General features: G+C 63.7%; 15 protein-coding genes. All 15 read left to right on the top strand.

The window, feature by feature from the left end:
• Nucleotides 1–48 precede the first annotated feature (48 nt).
• The gene (locus tag SAZ10_RS03355) at nucleotides 49–1,503 is read left to right on the top strand and encodes a UDP-N-acetylmuramoyl-L-alanyl-D-glutamate--2,6-diaminopimelate ligase (RefSeq protein ID WP_318607732.1); all 1,455 of its coding nucleotides are present in this window, start codon (nucleotides 49–51) and stop codon (nucleotides 1,501–1,503) included.
• Nucleotides 1,500–2,933 (top strand): UDP-N-acetylmuramoylalanyl-D-glutamyl-2,6-diaminopimelate--D-alanyl-D-alanine ligase, encoded by a 1,434-nt coding sequence (locus tag SAZ10_RS03350; RefSeq protein WP_318607731.1) that lies wholly within the window; start codon nucleotides 1,500–1,502, stop codon nucleotides 2,931–2,933. The genes SAZ10_RS03355 and SAZ10_RS03350 overlap by 4 nt, the downstream gene beginning before the upstream one ends.
• Before the next feature lie 24 nt (nucleotides 2,934–2,957).
• A complete protein-coding gene (mraY, locus tag SAZ10_RS03345) occupies nucleotides 2,958–4,040 on the top strand; it encodes a phospho-N-acetylmuramoyl-pentapeptide-transferase (protein WP_318607730.1) in 1,083 nt (360 codons plus the stop codon).
• 7 nt (nucleotides 4,041–4,047) lie between these two features.
• Nucleotides 4,048–5,448, top strand: a complete 1,401-nt coding sequence (gene murD, locus SAZ10_RS03340) for a UDP-N-acetylmuramoyl-L-alanine--D-glutamate ligase (RefSeq protein ID WP_318607729.1) — start codon at nucleotides 4,048–4,050, stop codon at nucleotides 5,446–5,448.
• Nucleotides 5,448–6,602 (top strand): putative lipid II flippase FtsW, encoded by a 1,155-nt coding sequence (gene ftsW / locus SAZ10_RS03335; protein ID WP_318607728.1) that lies wholly within the window; start codon nucleotides 5,448–5,450, stop codon nucleotides 6,600–6,602. Before murD ends, ftsW begins: the two co-directional genes overlap by 1 nt.
• Nucleotides 6,602–7,729, top strand: a complete 1,128-nt coding sequence (gene murG / locus SAZ10_RS03330) for an undecaprenyldiphospho-muramoylpentapeptide beta-N-acetylglucosaminyltransferase (protein ID WP_318607727.1) — start codon at nucleotides 6,602–6,604, stop codon at nucleotides 7,727–7,729. Before ftsW ends, murG begins: the two co-directional genes overlap by 1 nt.
• Nucleotides 7,726–9,147, top strand: coding sequence for a UDP-N-acetylmuramate--L-alanine ligase (gene murC, locus SAZ10_RS03325; RefSeq protein WP_318607726.1), 1,422 nt, complete (start codon nucleotides 7,726–7,728; stop codon nucleotides 9,145–9,147). Before murG ends, murC begins: the two co-directional genes overlap by 4 nt.
• A complete protein-coding gene (gene murB, locus SAZ10_RS03320) occupies nucleotides 9,144–10,109 on the top strand; it encodes a UDP-N-acetylmuramate dehydrogenase (protein WP_318607725.1) in 966 nt (321 codons plus the stop codon). Before murC ends, murB begins: the two co-directional genes overlap by 4 nt.
• A 15-nt stretch (nucleotides 10,110–10,124) precedes the next feature.
• A complete protein-coding gene (locus SAZ10_RS03315; protein WP_318607724.1) occupies nucleotides 10,125–10,589 on the top strand; it encodes a GNAT family N-acetyltransferase in 465 nt (154 codons plus the stop codon).
• Nucleotides 10,590–10,867: 278 nt separating this feature from the next.
• Nucleotides 10,868–11,794, top strand: coding sequence for a D-alanine--D-alanine ligase (locus SAZ10_RS03310; RefSeq protein ID WP_318607723.1), 927 nt, complete (start codon nucleotides 10,868–10,870; stop codon nucleotides 11,792–11,794).
• On the top strand, nucleotides 11,794–12,711 hold the full coding sequence (locus SAZ10_RS03305) for a cell division protein FtsQ/DivIB (protein ID WP_412535155.1): 918 nt from the start codon (nucleotides 11,794–11,796) through the stop codon (nucleotides 12,709–12,711). The genes SAZ10_RS03310 and SAZ10_RS03305 overlap by 1 nt, the downstream gene beginning before the upstream one ends.
• On the top strand, nucleotides 12,708–14,018 hold the full coding sequence (gene ftsA / locus SAZ10_RS03300) for a cell division protein FtsA (protein ID WP_318607721.1): 1,311 nt from the start codon (nucleotides 12,708–12,710) through the stop codon (nucleotides 14,016–14,018). Before SAZ10_RS03305 ends, ftsA begins: the two co-directional genes overlap by 4 nt.
• 65 nt (nucleotides 14,019–14,083) lie before the next feature.
• A complete protein-coding gene (gene ftsZ / locus SAZ10_RS03295; RefSeq protein ID WP_318607720.1) occupies nucleotides 14,084–15,781 on the top strand; it encodes a cell division protein FtsZ in 1,698 nt (565 codons plus the stop codon).
• Nucleotides 15,782–16,062: 281 nt separating this feature from the next.
• Complete coding sequence (lpxC, locus tag SAZ10_RS03290; RefSeq protein ID WP_318607719.1) at nucleotides 16,063–16,989, top strand: UDP-3-O-acyl-N-acetylglucosamine deacetylase; 927 nt, start codon at nucleotides 16,063–16,065, stop codon at nucleotides 16,987–16,989.
• A gap of 294 nt (nucleotides 16,990–17,283) precedes the next feature.
• Entirely contained in the window at nucleotides 17,284–18,129 is an 846-nt protein-coding gene (locus SAZ10_RS03285; RefSeq protein WP_318607718.1) for an outer membrane protein assembly factor BamD, read from the top strand.
• Nucleotide 18,130 lies beyond the last annotated feature (1 nt).

The raw sequence follows: 18,130 nt of genomic DNA, 5'->3' as shown, positions 1-18,130 counted from the left end.
CCTCTCAAGGCACCGCCGGTGCCATCCATTTGACGTGACTGGATTTCGATGAAACTCGAGGACTTTGCCGGTATTCTGCCTGTCGGGGGAGGACAGATCGGCAATATCGCCGTCGCCGGGCTTTCGTCGGATTCGCGTACCGTCGAGCAGGGATCCCTGTTCTTCGCGATTGCCGGCGCCAAGGCCGACGGCGCCGCCTACGCTGCGGATGCCGTAGAACGAGGCGCGAGCGCGATCGTAGCCTCGCGGGGTTCCAACCTTTCCGCTGCCTCGGTCCCGGTGATCGAAACAGACGATCCGAGGCGCGCGCTGGCTCTGGCTGCGGCGCGTTTCTATGGCGCACAGCCAAAGATCACGGTCGCGGTCACCGGCACTGCCGGGAAAACCTCTGTCGCCTCGTTCACGCGGCAGATCTGGGAGAGCGAGGGCAAGACGGCGGCGAGCATCGGCACGACGGGTCTCATCGCTCCGGGCCGCAACGAATATGGCGCGCTGACCACGCCGGACCCGGTGGCGCTGCACAAGCTGCTGAGCGAACTTGCCGACGCTGGCGTAACGCATGCGTCGATGGAGGCCTCGAGCCACGGGCTGGATCAACGTCGCCTCGACGGCGTGAAGCTTGCGGCGGGCGGCTTCACCAATCTCGGCCGCGATCACATGGACTATCACCCGACGGTCGAGCATTACCACCGGGCGAAGCTCCGCCTGTTCGATACGCTGTTGCCGAAGGGGGCACCTGCCATCATCTTTGCCGACGATCCATGGTCGGAGCCCACGATTGCCGCAGCCAGGGCGGCGGGCCTGGATGTCATTACGGTCGGACGCAAGGGCACATTCCTGGGGATCAAGCGTGTCGAGCACGAGCGGCATCGGCAGCGCGCCGAAATCGACGCCGGCGGCACGCTCTACGAGATCGACCTGCCGCTTGCCGGCGATTTCCAGATCCATAACGCGCTTGTCGCCGCGGGCCTCGCCATCTCGACCGGCACGCCGACCGCCAAGGCGCTTTCAGCGCTCGAGCATCTCAAAGGCGCGTCCGGCCGCCTCGAACTGGTCGGGACAACTGCCGATGGCGCGCCTGTCTATGTCGATTACGCGCACAAGCCGGACGCATTGCAAAACGTGCTGGAAGCGGTACGGCCCTTCACCACGGGACGGGTGGTCGTCGTTTTCGGCTGCGGCGGCGACCGCGATAAAGGCAAAAGGCCGATCATGGGCGAGATCGCCACGAGGCTTGCCGATGTGGTGATCGTCACCGACGATAATCCACGCTCTGAAGTGCCGGAGAAAATACGTGCTGAGATTCTGGCCGCAGCCAGCGGCGCCCGCGAAATCGGCGATCGGCGCAAGGCGATCCAGGAAGCCGTCGCGATGCTGAAGAGCGGGGACACGCTGGTCGTTGCCGGCAAAGGGCATGAGCATGGCCAGACGATCGGAACGGTGACGCTGCCGTTTTCCGACCATGAAGAGGTGCTCGCAGCGCTTCGGGAGCGCGCCGCATGATGCATTTGTGGAGCGGTGCTGCGCTGGTCGAAGCCACGGCGGGACGGCCGCTCGGGCAAATGCCCGAAAGCATCGGCGGTGTCTCGATCGATACGCGGACGCTGAAGCTCGGCGACGCCTTTTTCGCGATCCGGGGCGATACGCTTGACGGCCATGATTTCGCAACGGCCGCGGTAGCGGCAGGGGCGGGCGTGCTGGTGGTTGCCGAGCACAAGCTGCCGGCGCTCGGCCGCCTCAACGTTCCAAAGATCGTCGTGCCGGACGTGCTGAAGGCACTGGAACTTGCCGGCATTGCGGCGCGCGCCCGCTCAAGGGCGAAGATCATTGCCGTGACGGGCTCGGCCGGCAAGACGAGCACAAAGGAGGCGCTGCGCCACACGCTTTCGACCGTGGGCAAGGTGCACGCCTCCGAGAAGTCGTTCAACAATCATTGGGGCGTGCCGCTGACCCTTGCCCGGCTTCCACAAGATGCCGACTTCGCGGTCTTCGAAATCGGCATGAACCACGCCGGCGAGATCAGGCCGCTCTCAAAGATGGTGAGACCGCACGTTGCAGTGGTGACGCTGATTGCCGCCGCCCATCTAGGCCATTTCCGCAATCTCGATGAGATCGCGACCTCCAAGTCAGAGATCTTCGAAGGCGTGGAGAAAGGCGGCGCTGCCCTTCTCAATCGCGATGACAGGCGGTGGAGCCTGCTTCGGAAACTGGCGCGCGACGCCGGGGTCGAGCGTGTGCTTGGCTTCGGCGAGCATGCGCGGGCAAACTTCAAGCTCGTCCAATGCGAGGCCGATGCGGAAGGCTCGTCGATCGTCGTGCGTATCGGCGGCCGCGACATCGAAGCGCGCATCGGAACGCCGGGGCGGCATTCCGTCCAGAACGCGCTGGCGGTGCTCGGGGCGGCCGATATCGCCGGCGCGGACGTGATCAAGGTGGCCGCTGCGCTCGCCACGCTGGTACCAGAGGCCGGCCGCGGACGGCGTCACGAATTGGCGGTGCCGGGCGGAACCTTGTGCTTGATCGACGAGAGCTATAATGCCAACCCGGCATCGATGAAGGCCGCGCTCGACCTGCTTGACGCGGCGCCTGTCTCAGATGCAGGCCGTCGCATAGCGGTGCTGGGCGATATGCTGGAGCTCGGTGATCACTCCGCGAAGCTGCATGCAGGGCTTGCGGAATTGATCAGGGACAGGCATGTCGATCTCGTTCTGCTAGCCGGGCCGGAAATGAAGGCGCTCGCCGAAAGGCTTTCCGGCGGAACTCCGGTCGAGTACAGGGCTGACGTCGAGGAACTTAAGCCCGTGCTCATGAATTCGGTGCGAGCAGGCGACACGGTCATGATCAAATCATCGAAGGGCGTCGGCTTCTCGAAGCTGGTCGACGCGCTGACGAGCAAATTTCCGGCGCAAGCCGCCAATGCGAAGCGCGCCTGAACGCGCTTAGGGGGAATCCGCCCAATGCTGACGTTGCTTGCTGAATTCGCCAATGAGGCATCGATATTCAATGTCTTTCGATACATTACCTTCCGTACCGGCGGAGCGCTGATCACGTCCTGCATGCTGATTTTCCTGTTCGGCCCGACGATCATCAACTCGCTTCGCATCCGGCAGGGCAAGGGCCAGCCGATCCGCGCCGACGGGCCGCAGACCCATTTCAAGAAGGCCGGCACGCCCACAATGGGCGGCCTGATGATCCTCTGCGGCATCATCGTGTCGTCGCTGCTCTGGACGAATTTGAAGAGCGTCTACGTCTGGGTCGTCCTGCTGGTCACGGTCGGCTTCGGAGCGATCGGCTTCTACGACGATTACCTGAAGGTGACCAAGCAGTCGCATCTCGGCCTTTCCGGCCGGGTGCGGCTCGCCATCGAGTTCGTGATCGCCGGGTTCGCCGCCTGGATCATCATGCGCGCGGGGCAGGCTCCGTTCTCCTCCTCCCTGACCTTTCCCTTCATCAAGGACCTGCTCATCAATCTCGGCTGGTTCTTCATCCCGGTGGCCGGCTTTGTCATTGTCGGAGCGGGAAATGCGGTAAACCTGACCGATGGCCTCGACGGACTAGCGATCGTGCCGATCATGATCGCCGCTGCGTCCTTCGGCGTGATCGCCTATCTTTCCGGGAACGCGGTGTTCGCGGAATATCTGCAGATCCATTTCGTCCCGGGCACCGGCGAGCTGGCCGTCGTGCTCGGTGCGGTGATCGGCGCCGGCCTCGGCTTCCTCTGGTTCAATGCGCCGCCCGCCGCCATCTTCATGGGCGATACCGGATCATTGGCGCTTGGTGGACTCACCGGCACGGTGGCCGTCGCCACCAAGCACGAGATCGTCATGGCCATCGTCGGCGGCCTGTTCGTGATGGAGGCGCTGTCCGTCATCATACAGGTCGGCTACTTCAAGATGACCGGCCGCAGGGTGTTCCTCATGGCCCCCATCCACCACCACTTCGAGAAGCTCGGCTGGACCGAAAGCCAGGTCGTGATCCGCTTCTGGATCATCGCCGTCATCCTGGCGCTCATCGGTTTGTCGACGCTCAAGCTGCGCTGAGAGCGAAATGATCCCAGCGAGCTCATTCTCAGGCAAAGCTGTCGCCCTTTTCGGCCTCGGGGGATCGGGGCTCGCGACCGCCCACGCGCTCGTTGAAGGCGGTGCGAGCGTAGTGGCGTGGGACGACAATCCCGAGAGCGTCGCCCGTGCCGAGCAGGAGGGGATTCCGGTCAGTGACCTCAGGCAGGCGGACTGGAGCGGCTTTGCGTCCTGCGTGCTTTCGCCCGGGGTGCCGCTGACGCATCCAAAGCCGCACTGGGCGGTGGAGCTTGCCCGGGGCGCTGGCGTGGAGATCATCGGCGACGTCGAACTTTTCGCGCGCGAGCGGACGAAATCCGCTCCGACGGCGCCGTTCATCGCGATCACCGGCACGAACGGCAAGTCGACCACCACGGCGCTTGCAGCGCACATCATCAAATCGTCGGGACGCGATGCTCAGATGGGCGGCAATATCGGCCGCGCCGTGATGACGCTCGACCCGCCGACATCGGATCGCTTCTACGTCGTAGAGTGCTCTTCCTACCAGATCGACCTCGCGCCTTCGATAAATCCGACGGCAGGCATTCTGCTCAACCTGACGCCCGATCATCTCGACCGGCATGGCACCATGCAGCACTACGCCGCGATCAAGGAGCGGCTGGTCGCGGGCAGCGACGCTGCCATCATCGGCGTCGACGACATCTACTGCGCACAGATTGCCGACCGCCTAGAGCGTGCCGGCAAGGAAGTCATCCGCATTTCCAAGCGGCTGCCCTTGCCGGACGGCTATTTTGCCGACGGCACCGATCTCATGGAGGCGGTACATGGCCGCTATGAGCGGATTGGCTTCCTCGAAGGGATCGGCTCGTTGCGCGGCCAGCACAACGCGCAGAACGCGCTCGCGGCCGTGGCTGCCTGCCTGAAGGTCGGGCTCGATCTCGGTGAGATACAATCGGGGCTCGAAAGCTTCCCGGGCCTGGCGCACCGCATGGAGCTCGTCGGCAGTAAGAGCAACGTTCTGTTTGTCAACGACTCCAAGGCGACCAATGCCGACGCGGCTGCGCCGGCGCTCTCGACCTTTCCGCGCATCTATTGGATCGCCGGCGGCCTTCCCAAGGAAGGCGGAATCGAATCCCTGCGCGGCTATTTTCCGCGCATCGCCAAGGCCTATCTCATAGGCGAGGCGGCGCCGGCTTTCTCCGCGACGCTCGGCGAGGCGGTGCCTTACGAGATTTCCGGAACGCTGGATGCGGCGGTCGAGCACGCCGCCGCAGACGCGGCGCGCGACGAAACAGGGGAGGTGGCCGTTCTGCTATCCCCGGCTTGCGCAAGCTTCGACCAGTATAAGAACTTCGAGATTCGTGGCGAAGCGTTTCGGGCCGCGGTTGCGGCCATCGAGGGAGTCCAACCGATCGGAGGGGTGCGCTGATGCTGAGTCGCGTCGACAAGAGCCCGGTTGCAAACTGGTGGTGGACGGTGGATCGCTGGTTCCTTGCGGCGTTCCTGTCGCTGATGGGCCTCGGTATCGTGCTCTCCTTCGCCGCGAGCCCGGCGGTCGCCGAGCGCATCGGTCTCGACAGCTTCCATTTCGCCACGCGTCAGATCGTGTTCACGCTTCCGGCGCTTGTCGTGATGCTGATCGTCTCCTTCCTCGACGCGCGCGAGATCAGGCGCATGTCGCTTGTGATGCTCGTGCTCATGCTGCTTTTGATGGTGGCCGTGCTCTATGTCGGGGTCGAGGTGAAGGGCGCGCGGCGCTGGGTGTCGCTGGCCGGCCTGTCGATACAGCCCTCGGAGTTCCTGAAGCCGGCCTTCGTCATCATCTGCGCCTGGCTGTTCGCCGAGCACGCCCGCCAACCCGACATCCCCGGCAATCTCTTTGCCATCATCCTCTTCGGCCTGGTGCTTTCGCTTCTTGTCGCTCAGCCCGATCTTGGCCAGACCATGCTGATCTCCGGCACCTGGGGCGCAATGTTCTTCATGGCCGGCATGTCCTGGTTCTGGATCATCTCGCTTGGCGGCGCGGCCATAGGAGGCGCGTTCGCGGCCTACACCATCTTCCCGCACGTCGCCGGCCGCGTCGATCGCTTCCTGACCGGCGAGGGCGACACGTTCCAGGTCGACATGGGCCGGGAAGCGCTGATCCATGGCGGCTGGTGGGGTGTGGGCCCAGGCGAGGGGACGGTAAAGCGGGTGATCCCCGACAGCCATGCCGACTTCGTCTTCGCCGTCGCGGGCGAGGAATTCGGCATCATGCTTTGCTTCGCTATCATGCTGATCTTCGCCTTCATCGTGCTGCGCGGCCTCACCATAGCGTTGAAGGAGAAGGATGATTTCACGCGGTATGCGGTCGCCGGCCTCGTCATCGTGTTCGGCTTCCAGTCGATCATCAACATGGCGGTCAACCTGCAGCTCATGCCCGCCAAAGGCATGACGCTGCCCTTCATCTCTTATGGCGGGTCTTCGCAGATCGCGATCGCGATCTCGATGGGCATGGTGCTGGCGCTGACCCGCAAACGACCCGAGAAGCGCACTCAGATCGGGATGACCCGAGTGCCGCCAAGGGTAGTGCCTGCCGAATAATGGCGAGGCGCACGATCCTGCTTGCCGCCGGCGGCACCGGCGGCCACCTTTTCCCGGCCGAGGCTCTCGCCCATGAGCTGATCCGCCGCGGCTGGAAAATCCATCTCGCGACCGACGACCGCGTGGAGCGCTTCGCCATTCACTTCCCGGCCGCCGAGGTGCATCGCATCCACTCGGCGACGCTCGGCTCGCGCAATCCCTTCTCGCTCGCCAACTCGCTGCTTACGATCTGGCGAGGGGTCAGGCAGTCGTCCGAAGTGATCGGCAGGATCGCGCCGGCGGCTGTGGTCGGCTTCGGCGGTTACCCGACCCTGCCGCCGCTTTATGCGGCGACGCGGCGGAAGGTCCCGACCCTGATCCACGAGCAGAACGCGGTGATGGGCCGCGCCAACAGGGCGCTTGCGGCTCGAGTCGATGCCATCGCCGGAGGATTCCTCAGTCCCGACAACAGCAAGACGGGGGAGAAGACCGTCGTCACCGGCAATCCGGTACGGCCTGCCGTGCTGGATGCCGCGAAAACTGCCTATCAGCCCTCGGAGAACGACGCAGACTTCAGGCTGGTCGTCTTCGGCGGCAGCCAGGGCGCGCAGTTCTTTTCGGATGCGGTTCCCGCAGCGATCGCGCTGCTTCCAGAGGAGCAGCGCCGCCGACTGAAGGTCACGCAGCAAGCCCGCGCGGGGGATGTCGTGCGCGCCAAGGCAGCCTTCGCGGCCTGCGGCGTCGAGGCGGAAGTCCTGCCGTTCTTCACCGACATTGCCGAGCGCATGGCCGCGGCGCAGCTCGTCATTTCTCGCTCGGGCGCATCAACCGTCTCCGAAATCGCCGTGATCGGTCGCCCCGCTCTGCTCGTTCCCTATCCCTACGCGCTCGATCACGACCAGGCTGCGAACGCCGCTGCGCTTGCGGCTGCAGGCGGTGCGGAACTGCATCCTCAGCCGACATTGTCGCCTGAGAGGCTAGCTGCGCTGATTGGCGGCCTGATCAACGAGCCCGCCAGGCTTGCCGCAATGGCAAAATCCGCAAGAACCGTGGGCCGCCCGGACGCAGCGCGGTTGCTCGCCGACCTGACGGAGGCTATTGCGTCAGGAAAGACTGTTTTAGAATTCAGGGAGACAGCCGGGCTATGAAGATGCCGCGGACCATCGGCCTGGTGCATTTCATAGGCATCGGCGGCATTGGCATGAGCGGCATCGCCGAGGTGCTGCACAATCTCGGTTACCGCGTGCAGGGCTCCGACCAGGCGGATGGCGCCAATGTGCAGCGGCTGCGCGAAAAAGGCATCGAGTGCTTCGTCGGCCATCGCGCCGAAAATGTCGGCGATGCCGAGGTGGTCGTGGTCTCGACGGCGATCAAGAAGGGCAATCCGGAGCTGAAGGCCGCGCGCGAAAGGCTGCTGCCCATCGTCAGGCGCGCCGAAATGCTTGCCGAGCTGATGCGTTTCCGTCAGGCGATCGCGATCGGGGGCACGCATGGCAAGACAACGACGACATCGCTGGTCGCCACCCTGCTCGAAGCCGGCGGCCTCGATCCCACAGTCGTCAATGGCGGCATCATCAATGCTTACGGCACGAATGCCCGCATGGGAGCCGGGGAGTGGATGGTGGTGGAGGCCGACGAGAGCGACGGCACCTTCCTCAAGCTTCCGGCCGACATCGCCGTGGTCACCAATATCGATCCGGAGCATCTCGACCACTACGGCACTTTCGACAAGGTCCGGGAAGCTTTCCGGCAATTCGTAGAAAACGTGCCGTTCTATGGCTTCGGCGTGATGTGCACCGACCATCCCGAAGTGCATGCACTTGTTTCGCACATCGAGGATCGCCGCGTGATCACCTACGGAGAGAATGCGCAGGCGGACGTGCGCTTCATCCGCCGCGGCATGGACGGCGCGGCTTCTCTCTTCGACGTCGTTATTCGCGACCGCAAAACGGGTGCCCCCACGACCATTGACAATCTGCGCCTGCCCATGCCCGGCCAGCACAATGTTTCCAACGCGACGGCGGCGATCGCCGTTGCTCACGAGCTCGGCCTGACGCCCGACGAAATCCGCAAAGGGCTGTCGTCCTTCGGTGGTGTCAAGCGTCGCTTCACGCCGACGGGCACATGGAACGGTGTGCAGTTCTTCGACGACTACGGGCACCATCCGGTGGAGATCAAGGCGGTGCTGAAGGCGGCCCGCGATTCCTGCAATGGCAGGATCATTGCGGTTGCGCAGCCACACCGCTACACGCGCCTGCACGACCTGTTCGACGATTTCGCGGCCTGCTTTCATGACGCAGATACGGTGCTGGTCGCTCCGGTCTATGCGGCCGGCGAGGATCCGATCGAGGGCACCAATTCGGAGGCGCTCGTGTCGCAAATTCGTGCCGGCGGTCATCGCAATGCCCGCTACATTGAGGGGCCTCAGGCGATCGCGCCCATCGTGCGCGAGCTCGCCAGGCCTGGCGATTTCGTTGTCTTTCTCGGTGCCGGCAATATCACCCAATGGGCCTATGCGCTGCCCAAGGAACTGGCGGAGACCGAACCGGGCAGGACGCAGGCATGAACCGAGGTTCTGCCCTTCTGGCCCAGCTCGGCGACCGTCTGGAAGGCTTGCGCGGCCGGCTGACGCCCGGCGCAGAGATGGACAAGATCACCTGGTTTCGCGCCGGCGGCGTTGCCGACGCGCTCTATCAGCCGGCCGACGAGGACGACCTTGCGGCCTTCCTCAGAGCCGTGCCGGAAGATGTTCCGATCACCCTCGTCGGCATCGGCTCGAACCTGCTCGTGCGCGAAGGCGGCATCCCCGGGTTCGTGGTGAGGCTTTCGGCAAGGGGCTTCGGCGAGGCTGAGGTGGTCTCGACGACCCGGATCAGGGCCGGTGCGGCGACGCCGGACAAGCGGTTGGCGGCTGCTGCGCTTGAGGCCGGCATCGGCGGCTTCCACTTCTTTCACGGCATTCCGGGCGGCGTGGGAGGGGCCTTGCGCATGAATGCCGGCGCAAATGGGGTTGAGACGCGAGAGCGCGTGATCGAGGTGCGGGCGCTCGACCGCAAGGGCGAGGTCCATATCCTCTCGAATGCGGACATGGGCTATGCCTATCGTCACTCGTCCGCACCTAAGGACCTGATTTTCACATCCGCGGTGTTCGAGGGCTTTCCGGAGGATCGCGAGGCGATCAAGGCGGCGATGGCGGCGGTCCAGCACCATCGCGAAACGGTGCAGCCGATCCGCGAGAAGACGGGCGGCTCGACGTTCAAAAATCCCGACGGCACGTCGGCCTGGAAGGAGATCGACAAGGCCGGCTGCCGTGGCCTGATGATCGGCGGCGCGCAGATGTCGCCCATGCATTGCAACTTCATGATCAACACCGGCAATGCGACCGGCTACGACCTGGAGCATCTTGGAGAGACGGTGCGCGCGCGCGTGCTGGAGAGTTCGGGCATCCGCCTGCAATGGGAGATCAAGCGCATCGGCAATTTCAAGCCGGGCCATGAGGTGCAGGAGTTCCTGGGGCAATTGCTGTAATCGGTCCCACAGGCAGTGACAAACGACCTGCACATCCGAACTGCAACGCGGGCTGATCTGCCGGCGCTCTTGCTGCTGTACGACCAGCTCCATCCAGATGGTCCAGCATTGTCGATGCAGGATGCAACCGTAATTCTGGACCGCTTCCTGCGTTATGACGGAAGCGCGGTTCTCCTTGGCTTCAAGGATGAAGCTCTTGTGACGAGTTGTTCGCTCGTGGTGGTGCCGAACCTGACGAGAGGAGGAGCGCCCTACGCGCTGATCGAGAACGTCATTACCGATGCAAAAAGTCGCAAGCGTGGGTACGGCCAAGCGATTCTACAGGAGGCGGTTTCCGTTGCCTGGCAGTCGGGGTGCTACAAGGTCATGCTGCTGACGGGCTCGAAGGATCGCGGAACCTTGAGATTCTACGAACGGGCCGGTTTCGAGCAGAGCAAAACGGGCTTTCAGGTTCGGCGACTTCCTGTCCGGGAGACCTAATCGGAGCCGCTTCAGGCTGGAACATCGATGCCGACCTCGCCCTCGAAGTGAGTCCAAAATGCCATATCGGAGGGATATCGGACTCCGATTTGAATCTGCAGCGAAATCCGGTCTTGCCAGCGAATCAAAGCTCTGATTCTTTGGCTCCGAGGCGTTCCCTGATTTGAGTCGTTTGACGCGTTCGCCGCGAAAGCTCCTGGGGGCTCGAGCTTCCGGCGATAGCTGACTCTTGCATTTGGGAGCAGGCTGGAACCCTGGTCGAAAGGGGATGACGGGGAATGAAGAAGAAGCATGTGGCCGTACTAATGGGAGGTTTTTCCTCCGAGCGGCCCGTGTCGCTGTCTTCCGGAAGTGCCTGCGCCGATGCGCTCGAGGAGGCTGGCTACAAGGTTACGCGCGTCGACGTCGCGCGCGATGTCGGATCGGTGCTGCAGAAGCTGAAGCCGGACGTCGCCTTCAACGCGCTGCACGGGCCATACGGAGAGGATGGCACGATCCAGGGCATTCTCGAGTATCTGGAAATTCCCTACACCCATTCCGGGGTGCTTGCTTCCGCGCTGGCCATGAACAAGGAGCAGGCCAAGCGGGTCGCCAAGGCGGTCGGCATCCCTGTTGCTGAATCCAAAATCGTCAACCGTTTCGCGATCGTAGGCAAACACCCGATGAAGCCGCCCTACGTCGTCAAGCCGGTCAACGAAGGGTCGAGCTTCGGTGTCGTCATCGTCAAGGAGGATCAGTCGCATCCCCCGCAGATCATCGGCTCGCCCGATTGGCCGTATGGCGAGATCGTCATGGTGGAGCGCTACATATACGGTCGCGAACTCACTTGCGCTGTGATGGGCGATGTCGCGCTCGGCGTTACCGAGATCATCCCGGTCGGCCATTCCTTCTACGATTACGACTCGAAATATGTGCCCGGCGGCTCAAAACACGAATGCCCCGCAAAAGTTTCACCGAATATTTACCAAAAAATACAGACACTGGCGCTTAAGGCGCATCAAGCAATCGGCTGCCGGGGCGTCTCCCGGTCGGACTTCCGTTACGACGACCGCCATTCCGAAAATGGCGAGCTCGTCTGGCTGGAGGTGAACACGCAGCCGGGCATGACGCCGACTTCGCTGGTGCCGGAGATCGCTGCACAGGCGGGGCATTCGTTCGGCGATCTCGTCAGTTGGATGGTGGAGGAGGCTTCGTGTCTGCGTTGATGTCATGGCTGTCGGGTGAGCGCGGCGTGTCGGCCGCCGCTCGCGGCAAGCCGTCCGATGGCATCGTTTTGCCGCGCGTCCTGCGCCGGCCGGCACGGCTGCTCGGCCGTCTGGCTGCCGGCGAGCTGGAGGCGCCGCGCTATTCTGCCTCCATGCTCACGGCGGGCTTTCTCGGCGCATTCAGTCTCTATGGCGCATATCTGGGTGGCCATATTCCGACGATGGCGCAGGCAGTGACTTCGCGGCTTGGCTTCGCCATCGATGCGGTGAAGGTCTCCGGCCACCATGAGACTTCAGAGATCGACATTCTCGAGCGTCTGGGACTCGACGGCTGGACCTCTACGATCGGCTTCGATGCCGAGTCCGCGCGGGAGCGGATTGCCGAACTTCCATGGGTCGAGACCGCGGCAGTCCGCAAAGTCTACCCCGATACGTTGGAAGTCCAGATCGAGGAGCGCAAGGCCTACGCGATCTGGCAGTTTGGCAGCGAGCTTTCCGTTGTCGAGCGCTCGGGCCGCGTGATCGTGCCTTATTCCGGCGGGCAACAGGCGAAGTTGCCGCTGATCATCGGTCGTGGCGCTCCGGAAGCTGCACCTGCTTTCATCGAGAAGATGCGTCGCCATCCCGAGCTTGCCTTGCGCATCAAGGGCTATATCCGGGTCGCCGAACGGCGTTGGGATCTCAGGTTCGAGAACGGCGTAACCGTCAAGCTTCCCGAGCTGGACGAGGATCAGGCGCTCGACGAGCTCGCGGCGACGGATCGCGAGTTCGGGCTGCTGTCGCGCGATATCGCGTCCGTGGACATGCGTCTTACAGACCGCCTTGTGGTCCAGCTTACTCCCGAAGCTGCTACTCGTCGCGAAGCTGCGTTCAAAGAGCGGCTCAAGGCCGCGTCGAGGCCGGAGAAAAAGATATGAGCTGGCTCGGCGCCCCAAAGAACGGCGATGCACGGCGCTCCGGCGTGGTGACCGTGCTTGATGTCGGATCGACGAAAGTGTGCTGCATGATCGCCCGGCTGAAGCCGCAGGAGGAGAGCCAGCTCCTGCGCGGCCGCACCCATCAGGTGCAGGTCATCGGCATCGGCCATCAGAAGTCGCGCGGCGTGAAATCGGGCGTGGTCATCGATCTCGACAAGGCCGAGCAGTCGGTCCGCCTCGCTGTCGACGCGGCCGAGCGCATGGCCGGCCTGACCGTCGATTCGCTGATCGTCAACGTGGCCGCCGGCCGTTTGAAGAGCGAGACCTTTGTCGCCTCCATCAACCTCGGCGGTCATGAGGTCGAAGCCGGCGACATAAAGCGCGTGCTCATGGCCGGCGCCAAGCAGGCGCTGAAATCCGAGCGCGAGGTCGTCCACTCGTTGCCGACCTCATTCTCGCTCGACGGCGAGCGTGGCATTCGCGATCCGCGCGGCATGGTCGGTGCGCAGCTCGGCGTGGACATGCATGTGCTCACCGGCGATGTCGCGCCGCTGCGCAATCTCGAGCTGTGCGTGAATCGCGCGCATCTGTCGGTCGAGCGGATGGTCGCAACGCCTTATGCGAGCGGCCTCGCCGCGCTCGTGGACGACGAGCTGGAGATGGGGGCTGCCTGCATCGACATGGGCGGCGGCACGACGACGATCTCGGTCTTCGCGGACGGCAAGTTCGCTTACGCCGACTCCATTCCCGTCGGCGGAAGCCATGTCACGATGGACCTGGCGCGCGGTCTCTCGACGCGACTCGACAATGCCGAGCGGCTGAAAGTCATGCACGGTTCGGCGTTGCCCGGCAGCGGAGACGACCGCGATGTCGTGAGCGTGCAGCCGATCGGTGCCGACGACAGCGAAATGCCGATCCAGGTGCCGCGCTCTGCCATGACGCGCATCATCCGCGCGCGCATCGACGAGACGCTGGAACTGATCCGCGACCGTCTCAACAAGTCGGGCTACGGCAATGCCGTCGGAAAACGCGTCGTGCTCACCGGCGGCTCCAGCCAGCTCGCCGGACTGCCGGAGGCAGCGCGGCGCATACTCGGGCGCAATGTCAGGATCGGTCGCCCGCTCGGCGTGGCCGGCCTTCCGGAAGCGGCCAAGGGGCCGGCTTTCTCGGCCCCCGTCGGCCTCCTGATCTATCCGCAGGTGGCGAGTTTCGAGAGCAAGCAGGCAAAGGGAAGTTTCGTGCCGCGCATGACCGGTACCGGCGGCACGTTCCATCGAATGAGTCAGTGGTTCAGGGACAGTTTTTAGGAAAATCGGGGCGCAGCCCACGGTAGCCGCGGCGGCGAGCGGCAGGAAAGGCAAAGGACAGGACAATGACGATCAATCTCCAAAAGCCGGATATCACCGAGCTCAAGCCCCGCATCACCGTCTTCGGCGTCGGCGGGGGCGGCGGCAATGCCGTCAACAACATGATCACCGCCGGCCTGAAGGGGGTCGAGTTCGTGGTCGCCAACACCGACGCGCAGGCGCTGACGATGTCGAAGGCCGAGCGGCTCATCCAGCTCGGCGCGCATGTCACCGAGGGCCTGGGTGCGGGCTCCCAGCCGGAGGTGGGCCGCGCTGCCGCGGAGGAATGCATCGATGAGATCATCGACCACCTGTCCAACACCCATATGTGTTTCGTCACTGCCGGCATGGGCGGTGGCACCGGTACGGGCGCTGCCCCGGTCGTTGCTCGTGCCGCGCGCGAGAAGGGCATCCTCACCGTCGGCGTCGTCACCAAGCCTTTCCACTTCGAGGGCCAGCGCCGCATGAAGACCGCGGATTTCGGCATCGAAGAGCTGCAGAAGTGCGTCGATACTCTGATTGTCATTCCCAACCAGAACCTGTTCCGGCTGGCGAACGACAAGACCACTTTCGCGGATGCCTTCGCGATGGCCGATCAGGTGCTTTACTCGGGTGTCGCCTGCATCACCGACCTGATGGTCAAGGAAGGCCTGATCAACCTCGACTTCGCCGACGTTCGCTCGGTGATGCGCGAGATGGGCAAGGCCATGATGGGCACCGGCGAGGCATCTGGCGAGGGCCGCGCCATGGCGGCAGCGGAGGCGGCGATCTCCAACCCGCTGCTCGACGAGACCTCGATGAAGGGAGCCAAGGGCCTGCTGATTTCCATCACCGGTGGCCGTGACCTGACGCTGTTCGAGGTCGACGAGGCGGCGACTCGAATTCGCGAAGAGGTGGACCAGGATGCCAACATCATCCTCGGCGCGACCTTCGACGAGGATCTCGAAGGCGTCATCCGCGTTTCCGTGGTGGCGACTGGCATCGACAAGTCGGCTGCCGAGATCGCTGCGGCCGCGCCCATCGCTGCGATCCGCCAGCCTCCGAAGCCGCAGGCTCGTCCGGCAGAGGCACGTCCAGCGCTTGCCACGCAGCCGGTTGCGGAGCAGGCGATGCGCGCAGATGTCGGCGATCCGGTCGCCGAGGCGATTCGTATGGCCGAATCGAACGCAGCCGATTTCGCAGCCATGAGGCCGGCCGCAGCGCCCGCTGATGATTTCCGCCCGCAGAGCAGGCTGTTCCAGGCTCCTCCGGCCCCTGTTCAGCATCATCCCGCGCAGGTTCAGCACCACCATGCTCCGGTCCAGCATCAACCCGCGCCGGTTGCGCATGCCGCCCCGCAGCTTCGCGAGCCGCAGCCGGCGCCGCAGCCGCGCATGCCACGCGTGGAAGACTTCCCGCCGATCGTCCAGGCCGAGGTCGAAGCTCATAGCGGCCGTCCTGCCGATCACGAGGAGCGCGGCCCGATGGGCTTGCTGAAGCGACTCACCAATGGCCTGTCGCGGCGCGAGGAAGAGCCGGCCAGGCTGCAGGCGGCGCAGCCGCGCGAGCCGAAGCTGCGCCAGCCGGCCCCGGAAGCGCGTCGCCTGGCTCCCCAGGATGCGCAGCTCTATGCACCGCGCCGCAGCCAGCTCGACGAGCATGGCCGCCCGGTGCCGCAGCCGCGTATCGTCCAGGAGGAGGACCATTTGGAGATTCCGGCATTCTTGCGGCGGCAAGCAAACTGACTGCCTTGCCGGTGCGCTGAAATGTCGTGGGCGGACGCCGGGAAAGCGTCCGCCCATCACGCATGAAAGACAAGGAATTACGGGGAGTTACTACGACTTTCGCGCGCCCTTTGGCCGTTACATCGGGTAATGAAGCTTGATTTGGAGTCACCCGGTTGCGTGTCTATGTTCCGTCACAATCCGGCGGGCGGGTGCTGGAGGCAAGGGGATGTGTTTCCGGCGTGGTTCCACGAGAGCCGCAATCCGCGAGCGGACGAAATGGGCGAGCATAGGGGGTTGAGTTGCACGATCGTCAGACTACTCTCCGGTCCAGGGTGACATTGTCTGGTGTCGGCGTCCACAGCGGACGACCGGTCACCATGCATTTCAATCCTGCGGATGCCGATACGGGCGTAGTCTTCCACTGCAATGACGGGACGGAGATCCGCGCGCTGGTCTCCGAGGTCGGGGCGACCGACCTCTGCACCGTTCTCGGTAAGCTCTCCTCAAGTCACGTCGCGACGGTCGAGCACCTTATGGCTGCGCTGCTCGGACTCGGCATCGACAATGTCGCGATCGAGGTCGACGGTACGGAAGCGCCGATCCTGGACGGCAGCGCCGCGGCTTTCGTAGAGGCCTTCGAGCAGGCAGGCATCGAGCAGCTCTCGGCGCATCGCCGCTATATTCGCGTCGTCAAGCCGGTAAGGATCGACAGCGGTGCGTCCTGGGCGGAATTCCAGCCCTATGACGGAACGCGCTTCGAGGTTGAGATCGATTTCGAGAATCCGGCAATCGGCAGGCAGGCATTCAAGTCGGACATCGATCCCAAGGTTTTCCGGCGCGACATCGCGCGGGCCCGCACCTTCGGGTTCATGCGCGACGTCGAGCGGCTTTGGGCGGCAGGCTATGCGCTCGGCTCATCGCTGGAAAATTCCGTCGTCGTCGGCGACGACGGCGCCATCATCAACATGGAAGGCCTGCGCTATCCGGACGAATTCGCACGGCACAAGACGCTTGATGCCATGGGTGACCTTGCGCTGGCCGGCGCGCGCTTCATCGGCTGCTTCCGCTCCTATCGCGGCGGTCACAAGCTCAACGCAGCAGCACTTCGCCACCTGCTTTCTGACAGCAGTGCGTTCGAGATCGTCGAAGCGACGCGCCGCGAGCGCGGCCGTTCGGCCGAGTTGATCGCCGTCAACGCACCGGCCTACGCCCCTTGGGTGCTTTGAGGCTCCAGGCCAGAGCAGGTTGAGTCCGAACGGACCCATCCATCCTGCTCCGGCTCTTTTTCAGCATGATCTTATTCGAAAGCTCGGTAAGTTTTGCCGGATACTGTTGCGCGCAATACACAGCGCAGCCGAAATCGATTGATTCCTGTGGGCGACGGTATTGACGCCACAAATTGGCGCCATTGGCTGGCCATGCCGTTGCTGTATACGGGCCGTTATGAGATATGACGGCCTTGCAATGAAGAACAACGCTCCGAAAGGGCGGCTTTCCGCATGAGTAGAGTGCACACAACGATGTCGGTCAGACCGCTTGTCAGGTCGGCTTTCGCCATATTCTGCGCCGCGGGACTGCCGCTGCTTTCAGCCTGCTCGTCAGACAAAGACATCGATCTCGCCACCTATGTCGAGCAGACCGAGCCGGCTGACCAGCTCTACAACCAGGGGCTCGCCAATCTGGAGCAGGGCAATCTCAGGGAGGCGGGCAAGAAGTTCGAAGCCGTCGATCGCCAGCATCCGTATTCGGAACAGGCGCGCAAATCGATGGTCATGGCCGCCTTCGCCCAGTATCGACAAGGCAACTATACCGACGCGATCAACGCCGCCAAGCGTTACGTCAATCTCTACCCCAGCAATCCCGACGCCGCGTATGCGCAATATATCATCGGGCTGAGCTATTACCGGCAGATCCGCGACGTGACGCAGGATCAGAAAGAAGCACGGCGCACCATAGAGGCGATGGACGAGCTGGTGCAGCGCTGGCCCGATTCGGAATATGTCGAGGACGCCAAGACCAAAATGCGTTTCGCGCGCGATCAGCTCGCCGGCAAGGAGATGCAGATCGGCCGCTACTATCTCGAGCGCCGCGAATATATTGCCGCCATCAAGCGCTTCCGCATCGTCGTCGAAAACTACTCGAACACGCGGCAGGTTGAAGAGGCGCTGTCGCGCCTGACAGAGGCCTACTACGCGATGGGCCTGACGGACGAGGCGCAGACTGCAGCGGCAGTGCTGGGCAACAACTATCCTGACAGCCAATGGTACAAGGATTCCTACGCGCTTTTGCAGACTGGCGGCCTGCAACCGCGCGAGAACACCGGTTCATGGCTCTCCAAGGCTGGCAAGCTCATCGGAACCTCGTAAG

This window comes from Mesorhizobium sp. BAC0120, assembly GCF_033542235.1.
GTDB lineage: Bacteria > Pseudomonadota > Alphaproteobacteria > Rhizobiales > Rhizobiaceae > JAWRCU01.
Note: the sequence above shows the minus strand (reverse complement) of the source record. Positions and strands in the feature narration are given on the sequence as shown.

Coding starts and splice junctions, on each gene's coding strand:
- SAZ10_RS03355 (WP_318607732.1), top strand. CDS start 49: ATGAAACTCGAGGACTTTGCCGGTATTCTGCCTGTCGGGGGAGGACAG.
- SAZ10_RS03350 (WP_318607731.1), top strand. CDS start 1,500: ATGATGCATTTGTGGAGCGGTGCTGCGCTGGTCGAAGCCACGGCGGGA.
- mraY (WP_318607730.1), top strand. CDS start 2,958: ATGCTGACGTTGCTTGCTGAATTCGCCAATGAGGCATCGATATTCAAT.
- murD (WP_318607729.1), top strand. CDS start 4,048: ATGATCCCAGCGAGCTCATTCTCAGGCAAAGCTGTCGCCCTTTTCGGC.
- ftsW (WP_318607728.1), top strand. CDS start 5,448: ATGCTGAGTCGCGTCGACAAGAGCCCGGTTGCAAACTGGTGGTGGACG.
- murG (WP_318607727.1), top strand. CDS start 6,602: ATGGCGAGGCGCACGATCCTGCTTGCCGCCGGCGGCACCGGCGGCCAC.
- murC (WP_318607726.1), top strand. CDS start 7,726: ATGAAGATGCCGCGGACCATCGGCCTGGTGCATTTCATAGGCATCGGC.
- murB (WP_318607725.1), top strand. CDS start 9,144: ATGAACCGAGGTTCTGCCCTTCTGGCCCAGCTCGGCGACCGTCTGGAA.
- SAZ10_RS03310 (WP_318607723.1), top strand. CDS start 10,868: ATGAAGAAGAAGCATGTGGCCGTACTAATGGGAGGTTTTTCCTCCGAG.
- SAZ10_RS03305 (WP_412535155.1), top strand. CDS start 11,794: ATGTCATGGCTGTCGGGTGAGCGCGGCGTGTCGGCCGCCGCTCGCGGC.
- ftsA (WP_318607721.1), top strand. CDS start 12,708: ATGAGCTGGCTCGGCGCCCCAAAGAACGGCGATGCACGGCGCTCCGGC.
- ftsZ (WP_318607720.1), top strand. CDS start 14,084: ATGACGATCAATCTCCAAAAGCCGGATATCACCGAGCTCAAGCCCCGC.
- SAZ10_RS03285 (WP_318607718.1), top strand. CDS start 17,284: ATGTCGGTCAGACCGCTTGTCAGGTCGGCTTTCGCCATATTCTGCGCC.